The organism is Methylocella tundrae (assembly GCF_038024855.1).
Taxonomy (GTDB): domain Bacteria; phylum Pseudomonadota; class Alphaproteobacteria; order Rhizobiales; family Beijerinckiaceae; genus Methylocapsa; species Methylocapsa tundrae.
On record NZ_CP139087.1, the window covers coordinates 174,972 to 189,498 of the forward strand.

Annotated in this window: 9 protein-coding genes; all 9 read right to left on the reverse strand. The window is 57.6% G+C overall.

Annotation, left to right across the window (positions count from 1 at the left end; translation table 11 throughout):
- Positions 1-3: 3 nt before the first annotated feature.
- The 9 genes from SIN04_RS00880 to SIN04_RS00920 all read right to left on the reverse strand — a co-directional run bounded on the left by SIN04_RS00880 (position 4) and on the right by SIN04_RS00920 (position 14,399).
- The gene (locus SIN04_RS00880; RefSeq protein WP_134493503.1) at positions 4-1,236 is read right to left on the reverse strand and encodes an exonuclease SbcCD subunit D; all 1,233 of its coding nucleotides are present in this window, start codon (positions 1,234-1,236) and stop codon (positions 4-6) included.
- Entirely contained in the window at positions 1,233-3,344 is a 2,112-nt protein-coding gene (locus SIN04_RS00885) for an ATP-binding protein (protein WP_322843387.1), read from the reverse strand. Before SIN04_RS00885 ends, SIN04_RS00880 begins: the two co-directional genes overlap by 4 nt.
- A gap of 7 nt (positions 3,345-3,351) precedes the next feature.
- Positions 3,352-4,656 (reverse strand): SIR2 family protein, encoded by a 1,305-nt coding sequence (locus SIN04_RS00890; RefSeq protein ID WP_134493228.1) that lies wholly within the window; start codon positions 4,654-4,656, stop codon positions 3,352-3,354.
- 113 nt (positions 4,657-4,769) lie between these two features.
- Positions 4,770-5,696, reverse strand: coding sequence for a hypothetical protein (locus SIN04_RS00895; RefSeq protein ID WP_134493230.1), 927 nt, complete (start codon positions 5,694-5,696; stop codon positions 4,770-4,772).
- Positions 5,696-7,375 (reverse strand): AAA family ATPase, encoded by a 1,680-nt coding sequence (locus tag SIN04_RS00900; protein WP_134493232.1) that lies wholly within the window; start codon positions 7,373-7,375, stop codon positions 5,696-5,698. The genes SIN04_RS00895 and SIN04_RS00900 overlap by 1 nt, the downstream gene beginning before the upstream one ends.
- A gap of 9 nt (positions 7,376-7,384) precedes the next feature.
- The gene (locus SIN04_RS00905; RefSeq protein WP_134493234.1) at positions 7,385-8,590 is read right to left on the reverse strand and encodes a restriction endonuclease subunit S; all 1,206 of its coding nucleotides are present in this window, start codon (positions 8,588-8,590) and stop codon (positions 7,385-7,387) included.
- A complete protein-coding gene (locus SIN04_RS00910; protein ID WP_134493236.1) occupies positions 8,587-10,110 on the reverse strand; it encodes a type I restriction-modification system subunit M in 1,524 nt (507 codons plus the stop codon). Before SIN04_RS00910 ends, SIN04_RS00905 begins: the two co-directional genes overlap by 4 nt.
- A complete protein-coding gene (locus SIN04_RS00915; RefSeq protein ID WP_134493238.1) occupies positions 10,111-13,527 on the reverse strand; it encodes a DEAD/DEAH box helicase family protein in 3,417 nt (1,138 codons plus the stop codon).
- Positions 13,524-14,399 carry a helix-turn-helix transcriptional regulator gene (locus tag SIN04_RS00920; RefSeq protein ID WP_134493240.1) on the reverse strand — a complete coding sequence of 292 codons (876 nt, stop codon included), beginning with the start codon at positions 14,397-14,399 and terminating at the stop codon, positions 13,524-13,526. Before SIN04_RS00920 ends, SIN04_RS00915 begins: the two co-directional genes overlap by 4 nt.
- Positions 14,400-14,527: the final 128 nt, after the last annotated feature.

The window sequence follows — 14,527 nt, forward strand, 5'->3', positions numbered from 1 at the left end:
GGGTTATGCCTCCGCCCGCGCTCGGTGGAAAACATCCAGATGCGCGGCATCCGGCGCGATGCCGAACGCGCGTTCAAACGCAAGCTTGAACAAATCCTCCGGATCTCGCTCGGCCAGCCGGATCATAGGATCGGCAAGGATCACTTCATGTAACGCCCCGGGTATCGTAGCTACGCGGGCATCGACGATGCGCACCGGAAAGCTCTCGGCGATGCGGTCGATCTCCTCCCTGAATCCAGGCGATAGCCCTTCGCGGACAAGCCTGACCTGGACGAATGGCCGTTCATGAATTGCCAAATCCGACGGGAGGCCCAATGCCGTCAGATGATCGCCTAGTTCGGTCAAGCGCATATCACCCGCCTCCGGAAGGCGGAGGAAAGGAACTGGCCGGTCGATCGGGATATGCTCGGATACGACCTGTGTGCCATCGATACTCACAAGCGTGACGCCATGCGCGTAAGGCTGCTCCGTCGCCGACAAGGGGATCAGTGATCCCGAATATCGAACGGTATCGCGACCGATGGCCTGGGCCTTGTGCAGGTGGCCGAGCGCCACGTAGCTCGCTTCCGAAGGGAATACGTCGTGCGGCACGGCATGCTGACCACCGACCAGGATTCGGCGTTCGGCGCCCTCCGACTCGATGCCGCCCGCGACATGCAAGTGCCCCGTCAAAACGAACGGCAAACCATCCAGTTGCCCCCGTAGCGTATCGACCAATTCCGCGTAGAGACTTCGTACCCCGGCGATGACGGGCGAGCCCGCCTCGCCATCCAGCCGCGTCAAATTTGGGAGGCACGCTGCGGTTGGGTAGGAGACCGCCAGCACATGAGCGGCTACCGCACCGCTTGCGTCAGCGATAGGCACGAGATGCCGTGCTGCCTCGATCCGCCCTTCATGCCGCCGAACATCGCCCACGACGCGGATGTTGAATGCCTCCAACAGAGGCCGCGGCGCTTCCAACCGACCAGCGGCATCATGGTTCCCGGCAACGATCACCGTAGCCATGCGCGGCTGTGCGCGGCTTAGCCGCACGAGCGTACTGTAAAAGAGCTGTTGCGCTTCTCCGGAAGGGTTTTGACTATCAAATACGTCGCCGGCGATGACGAGCGCATCGACGTCCCGCTCCACGACAATCTCTTCGAACCGCTCAAACACCCTGCGGTGCTCATGCTCGCGAGAAAAACCCCGCAGCGTTTGACCGATATGCCAATCAGCCGTGTGCAGAATACGGATCATTCCTCCTCCGGATTTTGCACCGGAGTAGCGCCCGACCATGCTTTCGAAACAGCGCCCCAATCGACGCCTCGCTCTTCAGCCAGCGTCCAAACGTTCCAGAAATCCGGATCTGCCGAATGCGGCCGCTGCGCATCGGGCAATTCATCCACCTCTACCAGAACAGGGATCGGCGCTGCCCAGCCAAGAAGCACAGCTTGCCTGGACGGCAAACTCGGTAGCTCGCGCAGCAGTCCGCCCACATTGTCGGGGACTAAGCGCGCGACGAGATTCTGATCAGCATCATTGACGATACGGTGCAACAGAAACGTGTTGCATTGGGCGAGCACCGTCGGAGAGAGCTCCGATGGGCGCTGCGACGAAAGCACCAGCCCGAGCCCAAACTTGCGCCCCTCTCGGGCGATACGCTCGAACACTTCGCGGCACAGTTGGGTTGGAGATGAGGCAGGACCATCATCTTCCTTACCGCGCCGAACGAACGTGTGGGCTTCCTCCAGAACGAGTACGGTCGGCAAGGTCTGGCCATTCGGGTGGCCGCGGCGATACCGCTGGAGCGATTCGAAGATCAGCCGAGCCAAAACGGAAACGACGATGTGGACGATTTCGGATGGAACGAGAGATAGGTCGACAACCGCAATCTGCCCGTTGCTCGCGCCATCGTCGCCCACGTAGTCCTTCAACCAGGCTTCAAAGGAAGTCGGCGGATCGCGCCCAATCACGGCGCCAAGTCGGTGGTCCGCGAGCATTCCGCGAATTCGGAGTCCGAGGGTCGAGATAAACCCGGCAAGGTTTCCCCCTTGCTCGGTTGCCATTCGGTCTAGATGTTCGGCGAGAATATTGACATCAAAGAACTGTGGCGCGTCCTCGCTGATGACCGTTGCAGGGCCGATATCCGGTAGAGTCTGAGCCAGCGTGTCCAGTGCGCTGCGGATCGTTTCCAGATCGGAAATCGCGAAGTCGTTGAAGTAATTTCCTGATCGTCGGCTATCGACAATTCCCGTAATCGTGGTTGCAATTGCAGCAAGTGCGTCACTCGCCGTATCCAGATCCTCTCCGCCAAACTGGGAACAATCTGACGCGATCGTCGCAAGGAGCCGCGCACACTCGAATCTCGCTTTTGTAGCTCCCGCGAAAGCCTGAGTGCCCGCGTTCAACATCGCCGATATTCGAATCGAATAAGAACCAAGATAGCGGCGGATCGTCGCCTCTCTCGGCACACCTTCCGTCTGGCCGGCCTTCAACTCTCGCAGTCCCTGCATCAGCAGCGGACGTTGCGCGCCGGGTTGGGCATGAGCGACTGCGGTCCATTCGTGCCCACTCCAGAGCCACGCAGGGACGTCGAGCCGCCGCTCTCCTTCTACCACGGGCGGAACACGAAACAACCGCAGATCGTCTCCCCGATCAGCGAAGGCCCTGGCGTATTCGCCATTTGGATCGAGGACGATAAACCGCGCGTTGGGCACCCCCGTCCTACCGGCATCCTTAATGGCCTTCTCTGCGGCCTCCATAGACCATCGAATTAGGCCAGCTACGGTGCATGATTTTCCACTTCCGGTGTTTCCCAATACTGCCAGATGCCGACCGAAAAGCTTGTCGGGGTCGACCATGATGGCTGCATTTGATGCCATCGGAGAGGAGCCAATTCTGACTCTCTTGTCATCGTCCCTCGCACCGACGATGGCTTCGACCTGTGGGGGCGTCGGGATAAGAACCTGGTCTCCCACTGACGGAAACGCGACGACGCCACGGGAGAGTTCGTATTTGGTCATTCCCGACGCGCGGTCGCGTCGGGATGTCAGCGTTCCCACTGGAGAGAGCGACATTTTCCGGAGCGGAAAAGGAAGATCGATCAGGCCGAAATCTTTCAGACCAGCACGCTTGGGATAAGGAGAGCGTTCGATCCCAATCCAGGTTATGTAGGCGACCGTCGCACCAGCTTCATTTGGGATGAGCACATACCCATTTAGACGCGGAAACCCCGCCGGCACTCCGGTATTCAAGGCCGTGGAGTGTGGAGCGTCCAGTTCAAGAAGCACCCGAACTTCGTCAGGCGCGACCGACTCGACGACACCGACAACAAGACCCGACAATCGTTCGATTGGAGTTGTCATGATCGCCTCATACCGGGCCGGTTGCAGAGGCTGAAGGCGGTGCAGCAGGCGGGTCGCTGGCTTTTGGGTCGCCTGGACGATGCTTCAACAATTCTGTCATTCGGCCCGATATGTAGTCGAGCGCCGGTTTCGGCAGGTAGTTTGCAACCAAGGTCGCAAGATCCGAAAAATGCGGCCCAATCAACAACGAGACCTGCGCGTCGCGCGTCTTTTCAACGAATGCTTTGAGACGATCGTCAGCCGCATAGGCCATGATCACCAAATGGGTCGATGGGATCGTGAGCATATCGAGTAGCACTCGATTCACGTGATCGTCGCCGAAGCCATAGCCATATGTCACGACAACCGCGTTAGGTCGGCAAGCCGCAGCCGCGAAATCGCGAAATAGCTCCGCATAGGGATATTGGGTCGTTTCGATGTCCTTTGCAGGATTCGGATAGATCATGACCGTATCGACGGGTTTTTTGGGAATGTCGGTATGATCCGCAGGCGCCCCGAACGGGATTCCTTTTCGATAGATCCGCCGTTCGCCTTTGTCGAAGAACCAGTCCAGCGAGCCGTGCAGTTTGGTCAGGCGAATGACGCCTTCCATGAACCGCGGCTCTCCCCGAATGCCTGGTGGATTGTAGTGGACGTCGACTTCGACGCGCGACGCCCGAAAGACCGGATTGAGCGCGCCAACGAATCTGTCGATGATCCGAAGGCCCGCAAAATCGCAGCCATGTTCGATCAGGCGGTCATAGTTGGTTGTGAAGACGTGCAAGCGCTCGCGAGATGCAGCACGGCTCGCAAAACTCAGTAGGAATGATTGCAGGGCTCCTTGAGCAGAATCCTTTGATGCCGGGTCTTTCCCAGAAACAATTCTGCTCTCCGTCGTTAACAGCGATGTAAGAAATCCGGACATCTGAGCATCGATGCCGTCCTTGAGGGTCTTTTCCGCGCCCTTGTCGATAACCCCCAGACCATCAAGCAGAGCTAACGCACTTCGAAACTGGTCTTCGATATTTGCCGCACCTCGTTTCATGGCCGTTGCTGTCGCTTGGGCATGGGCATCGATCGCGGCGTCATGCGGCGTTCCGAATATGACTTTGGCCATTCCCGTGGCACCTACACCCGCGATGTAACCCACCGCTGTGGTGAACCCGCTGCCGAGCAGCAGATTGAGGTGTTCAGCTTGGAAAACAGCCGAGAGCCACGGCTCGATATGCTTTCGAGCATTATTGGTTAGCGCATCCAGTTCGTCGGGATCTGTCGGCAGATCGTCCCAGCCGCCTGAATGGTTGCCTACACGATAAAAGTGCTTCTTATCCATGCTTCCCCCCGAACACTGCAATCATGACCTTTTTCTTCTTTGATGGCTGCGGTGTACGCCTATTTCAACTAAGCGGCGCTGCGCGATGAGGCGCGGGCGTGTGCAGAAAGACATCAAATCCGATGAACACTACCGTCGGAACGCACCTCCAGCACCGGGTCAACTAGGTCGTAGACGGCTGACTTCCGTTCAAGGGCATTCAATCTGCTCTGGGTGAGATCAAGAGATAGCAGGCCAAGTTGAACCTTCTGATGCGCTCCCTCCGCCGAGAAGCCGGCTTCGACATTCATCCCGCCAACGTCTGTCAAAAGATAACGCGCGTGAAAATCAGCGCCTCCCGCCCGCTCCTTCCAGCCAAAGAGAACGAACGACATTCCCGTCGGCAAAACGCCGCGAATCCATTTGTGCGCCTCGCGTTCCACAAACTCCGGCGGCGGTCTCTTGTCATGATCGCAATAATGAATCTCGCAGCGCACGCCAGCCGCACCTGACGCGTTGATCACATCGAGGCAAGCCTTCAATGTCTCCTGATACGAGGCTCTGCTGATATCAAAGAACCGATCGACAAATAGCACGGTCTTGGCAGATGTCAGGAGCGGGCGCATAGCGACTGCGAGCGTCGTGCCGACGCGTTCCACTTCCCATGTGTGCGCCGAAACCATCAGCGGATGCTGTTCATCCACTTCGTCGACAGTGACTACTCCCGCAATAGCCGTCGGGTTCTGTTCGGCGATTATCGCGTGAAAGGGCGATATGGCGTGCTGAGCGGCAGCGTTCTGAAACCAAGTACCATGCGCGGCATCATAGGGTCGCCCCGAACGAATAAACTTCGTTTGCTTTGCTTGAGCCAGTGCGATTTCCAGGCGCGCGCGCTCGATTGGTTTCATTTGTGCCGCCGCAGCATAGACTTCTCGTTCCCATTTCCCGGGAAAGCGTGAAATCAACCGCCCACGATCGAAACCGAACTTTTCGATCAGGTAGCGGAAATTCTGCCAGCTCGAGCCGATCGCTCGCGGCTCAACCGCATATTCGAAGAGCATCAGAACAGCTCCTCGGCGCGCTCTTCGAAAAATCCCTTCGGCCAGCGGTCGATGAATTCTCCCTCGGGATCAACGCGCAGCGGGCGGAAGCGCACGCCGCCATCTTTGCCTTCGACGTAAATCACTGACAGGTCATCAGGCGACAGACCGATCGCGCCTGGCGGCACTTCGTTCTCGGTTGTTTCGCGAATGCGCCGAAGCAGGCGCAGCATGATGTGCTCGCTATGTGTTTCGACAAGCAGGGTCTTGCCGGCGCCAACGATGCTCTCGCTCGTCTGCACCGCCTGAATGAAAAGATCGCCCAGGCCAACCTGAATGGCGGGATGGACGTGCAGCTCAGGCTGCTCAATCGCAAGAATGCCCTGCTGGCCTCGAAGGCAGCCGACGATCACCGGGATCATTTGCGATATGCCGACGCCCACGTCGCTCGGCGCAACGATGATGCCCTTCTCGAAATCGCGCAGGGCAATTTCCGAACGGCCGCTAAGCGTGGCGTAAAGCTCTTGCAGCTCGCCAAGATCGTCTTCGGAAAGCCCGCGCTCGAACAGCTGGTGGAACCGGCTGGGAACAGGAACTTCCTTGAACTGGAACTTCTCCAGCCGATAGCCGGTCTTCAGGCGCTCCTCGCCGCCGAGCCAGGCATTGACCTCTTCCAGCAGCTTGCCTGAAGGATCGGTGTAGAGCAGATCCCAGGCGGCAAGGCCCTGTGCCCAGCGCGATTCATCCGGTGAAAGGCGCGGTCGATACTTTCGGCTAGGGATTTCGCGCAGCGGGCCGACATAAGTCATCGCGCTGAGATAGTCGCGCACGAGCCGGAGCGGCCCTACAATTAATTCATCCAGAAGCGCGTTCAGACCGCGAACCCGTGGGGTTTTGCTCTCCAATTCGAATTTCTTTACGTCTGGATCGCGAAGATCGCTCACCATCGGCCGACTGAGGTCTGGAAGCGCCCCGAGGAAGGTTTCCACACCAACACGGTACTCGTGCAGTTGCACCTCGTTGCTTCTGGACATTTGTCGCGACAGTTCGATTATTTCATCCGCGAGCGGATACGGGGACAGCTCCTCTTCCGGCTCCGGCGGCTCATCCGCGTCGCGAAAGCGCCGGAACAGATGATGATTGAAGTTGATCTTCGACAGTATCGCCTGGCCTGCCTGTGCCGGCGACGTGAGCGTGGCGACTTCTTCGTCGTCCATCATTACTGTGATAGCCGAAACATATGGGCCGGCCAGCAAATCGCTCCACGAGATTGAAAGGCTGACGCCGATGGATTGCACCACGGCGTAGTCTTTCAAGTCGGTGTTCTCACCCACAAGATAGCGGATCGGCAAGTTGTCGAATTCCGCCGCGGTCAGGGAGGCTCCTGAATTCAAGGGCAGGCGCTCGGTGCCGTGACCGTCAGCACCATCGATCACAACCTTAATGACGATGGTTCGACTTAGGTCGTGACCGTGAACCAGCGTTGCGAAGCCGCCCAAATCGATTAGCCCGCCGGCGATGGTCTGGTCCGGATCGGCGTTTCGGCGCTCAAGGATTTCGCGCAAATAGTGCAGGGATTGCAGGATCGTGCTCTTGCCGGCGCTGTTCGGGCCGAAGAGCAGCGTGATCGGTTTCAGATCGATAGTCTGCGCGGTTCCGATTCCCTTGAAGTTTTCGATCTCGATCCGGCTGAGGCGCATGGGGCGATCCTACAATTCGCCACGAAAGGCGCGCTGGGAAAGAGAACCGAGCAATGAGATTGCCATTGAAAATGCAGACTGGAGCCCATTGTCCGCATTGAGTTTGGCCGCTACGAACTCGGCGTACTTGTTCTGCAATTCCGGAGGCGGCAATCTAACCTCGAATGACTTCGCATCCTTTTGGTTGATGCTGCTTTGATTCACGGCCGGCTTGGCAGCTCGGGCAATCTGGTTCTTGAGATAAGTGGATCGAAGCTGATCAACAACGAATCGCGGGTTGGCAATCTTGGCATCTACGCGAAACCGCATCATGTTGGACTCGAAGACCGTTGGCTCGGTCAGGCCTTCGATCAGCGCGCACTTCCCGAGATACTCGGGACTGTTCACGCGGTTGATAACAATGTCGCCGTTGATGAGTTCGTATGTTCTGACCGTGCGATGATCAATATTCAGTCGCTTCATATCGCGCTCTGCGCTCAAATACCCATCATAGAATCCGTCTATTCGAAGGATTCGAGTGCCAGAACCATAGTCACTGGAATGACGATATAAGCCGTTCTGTGGCTCAAGCTCCAGAATTTGACCTATCGACTTTGTTCGCCAATTTCGAGAGTTCGATGAAAGATCACCGAACATCTCCAAGAACACCGACTTCAAGAAATCGTCCGCTAGGGCAAGCGCTTGCTCGCGTTTCCGGCGGATGGCGTCCGCTTTGTCGAGGATCGCCGCGATGCGGCGTTGTTCATCAAGGTTCGGAAATGGCACCTCATAAGAGTCCAGTTCCGACTTCCTGATGTTCTTAATGCCCACACCAGACGAATTTCGTGTCCATTCGCGGAATCGCGGCGTCTGGAGGTAGTGAAATAGGTATCGCGGATCGCATTTGCCGGGCTTGGGCCTAACCACCGCGCAGAACGCGCCGAATGAGCCAATCCAATCTTGATCGGCGAACGCAGTCTTCCCAACAATCTCGGCACTGCCGGAGGACGTGCACATGACGATATCGTCACGACGGAGCCTTTGCTTCTCGGATACCATTTGTTCCGGGATATAGACTAAATCGGTATCCAAGATCAGATGACCTTGAATATTGCCTGCCCGCAAAACGGGAGTGTAACCCGCCCGCGCCTCCGCAACCGCGTCGCCCTTAGAGAAGGTGACACCTCGAACTACTTCGGCCTTGTCGGTCAATGGTAATGGCGACACACCGTTCATCCGAGCAGTTCCTCTAGTTCGCCGAGGTCGGTCGCGATGTCATCGTTGAGCTTCTTCATACGGTCCAGAATGACCACTGGCGAGTCGTACTCCTTCGCAACATGCGCCCGAACCTTGTACTTGCTCAGAGATAGGTCGTAGTTCGCCTCTCGGATTTCTTGGGCTGGCACGACGAAAGCCTTCTGCGTCCGGTCCGTGTCGCGTTTGGCATCGCGAGTTCGCCATGCCGCCAAACAGCCTGGGAGATCGTTTGCTTCAACGGCATCACGCTTGTCGTCCAGCGAGTAGCCGTCCGCCTCAACGTCGTAGAAAAACACGTCGTCGGTGCGCCCGCCCTTGGTGAAAACAAGGATGCCGGTTGACACGCCCGCATAGGGCTTGAACACGCCGCTGGGCAGCGAAATTACAGCTTCGAGCTGATTGTGATCCAGCAACAGTTTGCGCAGAGCAACGTGAGCCGTCGATGAGCCGAACAGAACCCCATCAGGCACGATCGTCGCCGACCGACCGCCATTCTTCAGCATGCGTAGGATCAGAACGAGGAAGAGCAACTCCGTCTTTTTCGTCTTCACCTGACGCAGGAGCGAGGCGTGGACATCCTCGAAATCAAGGCTGCCCTTGAATGGCGGGTTCGCCAGGATGACGTTGAAGCCTTCGGCCGCAGCCTTCGGGAACTTGTCGGTGAAGCCCGCGCTCAACGTGTCTTGATAGTGGATGTCGGGATCATCGACGCCATGGAGCATCAGGTTCATGGCGGCGATGCGCAGCATCGTGGCGTCGAAGTCGAACCCATGGAACATGCCGCTGCGAATATGCTCGCGGTGCACTTCCAGTAGGTCGCCAGTGTAGGTCTTTTCGGCTTTACCCGTCTCGGGATCTGTCTCTTCCAGCACGCCCTCGGGCGAGGTGTAGGTTTCCAGCAGATACTGCATCGTTTGGACAAGGAAGCCGCCAGTGCCGCAGGACGGATCGCCGATTACGTCGGTGGGTTTGGGTTCCAGCATGTCGACCATCAGCCGGATGATGTGGCGCGGCGTGCGGAACTGGCCGTTGATGCCGGCCGTCGTCAGCTTGCTCAGCAGGTACTCATAGAGATCGCCCTTGGCGTCGCCTTCAGTCAGCGGCAGCTGGTCAATCATGTTGACCGCCTTCACCAGAAGGCTCGGCTTCTGGATCATGAGCTGCGCATCCTTCATGAACTCCGCGAAGGCAGTGCCGCTCGTCGATGATCTCCGAAAATGCGGAAACACCTTGTCGCGCACCAAAGGCAGCATGGCATCGGCAGCCAAGTGCCGGAACTGCGACCAGCGCAGGCTCTGCTCGTCATCCGAGAACCGCCGCTGAAACGACTTGCCCGTCCGCTTCAAGCGATTCTCGTCGCGCGTTTCGTTGATGTCGAGCAGGCGTGCGAACATGAGGAACGTGATCTGCTCGATCACGGTCAACGGGTTGGTGATGCCGCCCTGCCAGAACTCGGTCCAGAGGGCGTCCACCCTGCGCTTCAGATCACCGGTAATCATTTAGTGCTTCGTCCTTTCAGGGGATTGTTTTGTGCCCCCGCTGGCTGCCGCGGGCGGCGCGAAAACGCTGAGGATATCGAGAAGATCGTCGATCTCCTCTGGTTTCTCGAAGACGCCATCCAGGCCGTCAGCGTCCACCACTGTGAACGGCTGCTCATAGAGGCGATCAAGCGTGACCGACCCGAAGCGGGCGATGTGGTTTTGAAGCAACCCGAGGAAGCGTGTCTGCTTCGCCGTAAGGCTGGGATGCCGGCGCGCGAATTCCGCGAACCTTGCCGCAACCGCTTCCGGGTCCAGCCCGACGATCGACCGGATCGCAAAATCCAAAGGAAGCGCCGTGTCAGCGAAGAACTCTTGGAGCAAGTCCCGGCTCGCATTCGGGCTTTGGATCAAGACGAGCGAAACAAGTGCCTGAATGTCGGCTTCCGAAACGGCTTCGCCCGCGCGAATCTTTTTGAGCGTCAGATTCGTATCGAAGTGCCGCTTCAATTCGGCCTCGACGATCTGCTGGTATGCCTTCATGTCGACGGTCTTCAGACTCGTCGCCCGGCGATTTGTCTGGAAGCCAGTTGCATCTTCCGTCACGTCGATGATCTTCGCCGGCAGCGGCATGGCGCCCTGGCGGTCGCGATGATGCATGATTTCTCGGAGCGGTTTGCGAACAGACTCCAGATCACCGACGGTTACGCCGTTCCAGAACTCATTGGACTTTACCCGCTTGATGACTTCAGCCTTTTCCCGGACCGGGTTGAGGTGCATCTGGAGTGCCGAGAGTCGATCGAGCAGATCGATCTTTAGATCGGCGACATCAGCGGACTTACGCAGCACTGCGATCTGGGCGCGAGCCATCAAGAGATCCAGCGCGTAGGCATCGCTCAATCCGCGAACGTTTCGCCATTGCATAAGAGGTGCGACGACCTGTCGAAGCATCGCAACGGTCGCGGGCGCGAAGGCTTTGAGCGTTGCCGGAACGGAAACCGCGCGCTTCTCACGCCATCTCTCGCGCACCGAGACGGATTCCTCGGGCAGTGCCTCAATGTCTTTCGCGATGAGCTCTATCACCTCGTCAAATATCGCGACTTCGCTCATGCGAAGTGCCGTCTCGGCGAGCAAGACACGCTCTTCGAATACCAGCTGGAGCAAGGGCTTCGACTGGGTCGGCTCGGCCGGCCGGTAGCCCATTTCAAAGCGTTCGAAATTCCCCCAATGATCGAAAATCCGGAAGATGTTCTTGTCCTTGCCGGGGCCGAACAGATCGGGCTTCAGACGTGTTCCGCGCCCGATCATCTGCCAGAACTTGACAGGCGAACGGACTGGTTTGGCGAAGACAAGGTTCAGGATTTCTGGGATGTCGATGCCGGTATCGAGCATATCGACCGAGATCGCGATCGTTAGCTCGGAGTTTGCGCCGTCACCCTTGAAATCGTCGATAAGCTGCTCCGCGCGCGGATCGTAGTTGTCGATCACCTGACAGAAGCGCCCGCCGTACTGCGGATACATCTCATCAAACATCTGCCGCATGAGCACAGCATGTTGGTGGTTCCGCGCGAAGATGATGCTCTTGCCTGGAAGCTGCCCAATGGCGTCGCGCAGCCCGTTCTCCATCAGATTGCGGAGGATCGCGCGGTTGGTGTCCTTGTTGTAGATGATCTTGTCGATCTGCTCTGATGAGAAATCGTACTGCGCGGGGTCTTCGCCCTGTTCCTCAAGCTCCTGAATCTGCTCTTTGGTCAGGATGTCGAGCCTGATCCCCTCGCGCAGAAACTGGGTCGTGTGCTCGAAAACTTCAAACGGCGTCAGGAAGCCGTCCTGCACCGCCTGCTCAAGATCGTAATTCGCTGTCGGCAACTGCCCTTCGCACCCAAAGAGGCTGAACGTGTTGCGCGACACGAAATCAATAGGAGTAGCCGTCAAGCCGATCTGAAGGCAGTCGAAGTAGTGAAACATGTCGCCATAGACGTTGTAGATGCTGCGATGCGACTCATCGGCGATGATCAAATCGAAGAACCCGACATCAAAGGACTGGTACACCTTCTGCATGGCGGGGTAGGTCCCGAGAAATATCCGTTCGCTCGCCGATTGATTCACATGTGAGCTGACGATGCGAATGGGCTCAGATAGGAAATCACCGAAGGCGTTCTTGGCCTGCTTGCGCAGCTCACGACGATCGCAAAGGAATAGAACGCGCTTGACCCAGCCGGCGCGAATGAGCAGCTCCGCCAGGGCGATCGCAACGCGGGTCTTGCCTGTGCCGGTCGCCTGAACGATGAGCGCCTTCCGATGGCGGTCAGAGAAGCGCTCGGAAACGCGCTTGATCGCCTCGATCTGATAGAGCCGGTTGACGATCTCGACCTTCGGTTCGAGCGAGTTCAGAGCTTTCCGACCGGCGCGCTGAAAATTCACAAGATACTGCAGGCTGTCCTTTGAATAGTAGCCGAAAACCTTCCGGGGCGGATAACCGAGAACGTCATCCCACATCCAAATGTCGTATCCATTGGTATAAAAGATGACCGGCCGCTGGCCGTGCATCTTTTCGAGCCCATCGGCATACAGTTTCGCCTGTTGCCGACCCCGCTCCGGGTCCACGGCAGTCTTCTTTGCCTCGATGACCGCCAGCGGATTGCCATTGTCGTCCCAAAGCACATAGTCGGCATAACCAAGACCCGATGCAGTGGGTTGATGTTTGACCTCAACCTCCTTGCCTACCTCTGCGGTGCCAGCTTCGCCCGGGGCGACGTTCCAGGCCGACGTTGCGAGGAGACTGTCGATGATTCTGGCCCGGGTGGTTGCCTCGTTAAACTCGAGCAGATTGGCCGTTGCCGCGCTGGAGGATGCCAGCGCCTGGATCTCCTCGACCTTCTTCTCCGCGGTCGCTGTAGCTAACCGTGCGGTTTCCAAATCGCGCAGAAGCGCTTCCATCTGCGCTTCCTGCGCAGCAAGCTTTTCAAGAACCCGCCGCTTCTCGCCCTTCAGCTGGCCTTTGCTGTCGTCACCTCCCTGTGGGACTGGCTGCTCGAAAGTCGGAATATGCGCGGCATCGCCTTTGCCATACTGAACAAATAGCCACCGCCCCAGATCGAATGCTTCCTGCAACAGCCAGAGCGCGCTTCGGGTTGTCGCAGGCTCACCGTGCGCAGCCTTGTTGCCGTGAATTCGAAGGGCGTGGAGCTTGTCGAGAACCACCTTCGGCGTGATGGCAGCGAAGGACTGATTTCCCAGCAGATCGACAAAGGTTGCGTGCTCGGGCTTGGGCAAACCCAGGTCACGATAGATGTCCTTGGTAAGGTTTTCCGCAAAGAGCCGCAGCTTGACGAGCGCACTGGCAGGATCATCGTGAGTATACGCCTCGGCAAAGCCGCCAAGCGATGCGAGTTCGGGCCAAACTCCTCGCAGGATTTCGAAGTTACGAGATTTCATCTCATCGCCTCCGAAAGCGCGGAGTCAAACTCCTCGCGATTGGACACGACAACCGGCGTTTCTCGTGGATCACTTGACGCAAGATCGAGACGAAGCCGTTTGCTGAAATAATAAAGCATGGCATGGCGAACAGGCACCACAACGCGCCCATTCATCATGGCATAGTCCTGCGCGATAACGCCCTGCTGACATGCAGTCAGCTTCGGATTCGGGATCAAGATAACCTGGAAATGAGAGTTCCAGAGGTCGTCAGATCTCGGGAAGCTTCCGGCTTCGCCAATATTTCGGCAATCGAGGCACCGGGACAGAATGAAGTCCTTGAACTTCTGATCAATATGGCAATAGGCCCTTGTGTGCCACCGAAGCCCATCACTTGCGAACGCATGAGGCGACACTCGCCTCCAAACCGGTTCCGGACGCGCAGCACTCATTGACTGATACAAAATCTCAATCGAGCGATTTCCACGCACGGCTTCCAGCAAGGCCCGCAGAGCATTGGAAGCGACGCGACGTTGGGGGATAGGTAGTCTATCGGCGACCAGAGCGCCGTGTGCACTGTCTTCCGGTTTGGCGCCAGTCGCCGTCGGCCTCGGCGCTAAGCGATCGAGATAAGCCGCAGCGTCCAGTTCGATAAATCTCGGACGAAACGCATCAGACGCAAAGTACCGCTTTTCGCTGCGATCGTAGACAATGTTGTCGGGTGCGTGTTCCTGATAAAGCGCGAGGTCCTTGGAGGCTTGCGGAACCGATACACCAAACTCGTCTACGATATCCGACCGGTTGACGCCGCCCTCCCAGAACAGGCGGAATTCGACGAATTCGAGCCTACGCTCGACCCCCCATCGAAATCCTTTTGTGTCCGCGGCGTTCATCAAATTCGGCCCCAAGATCCATTAGACTTGTTTCTTTATCCATCGTTTTTTTATACTGATCGAATTGGACCTGTCAAGAGTGACGTTTGGCAGGATCTCGGTTGGCCTGACTTCGCTAGCGCTGGACG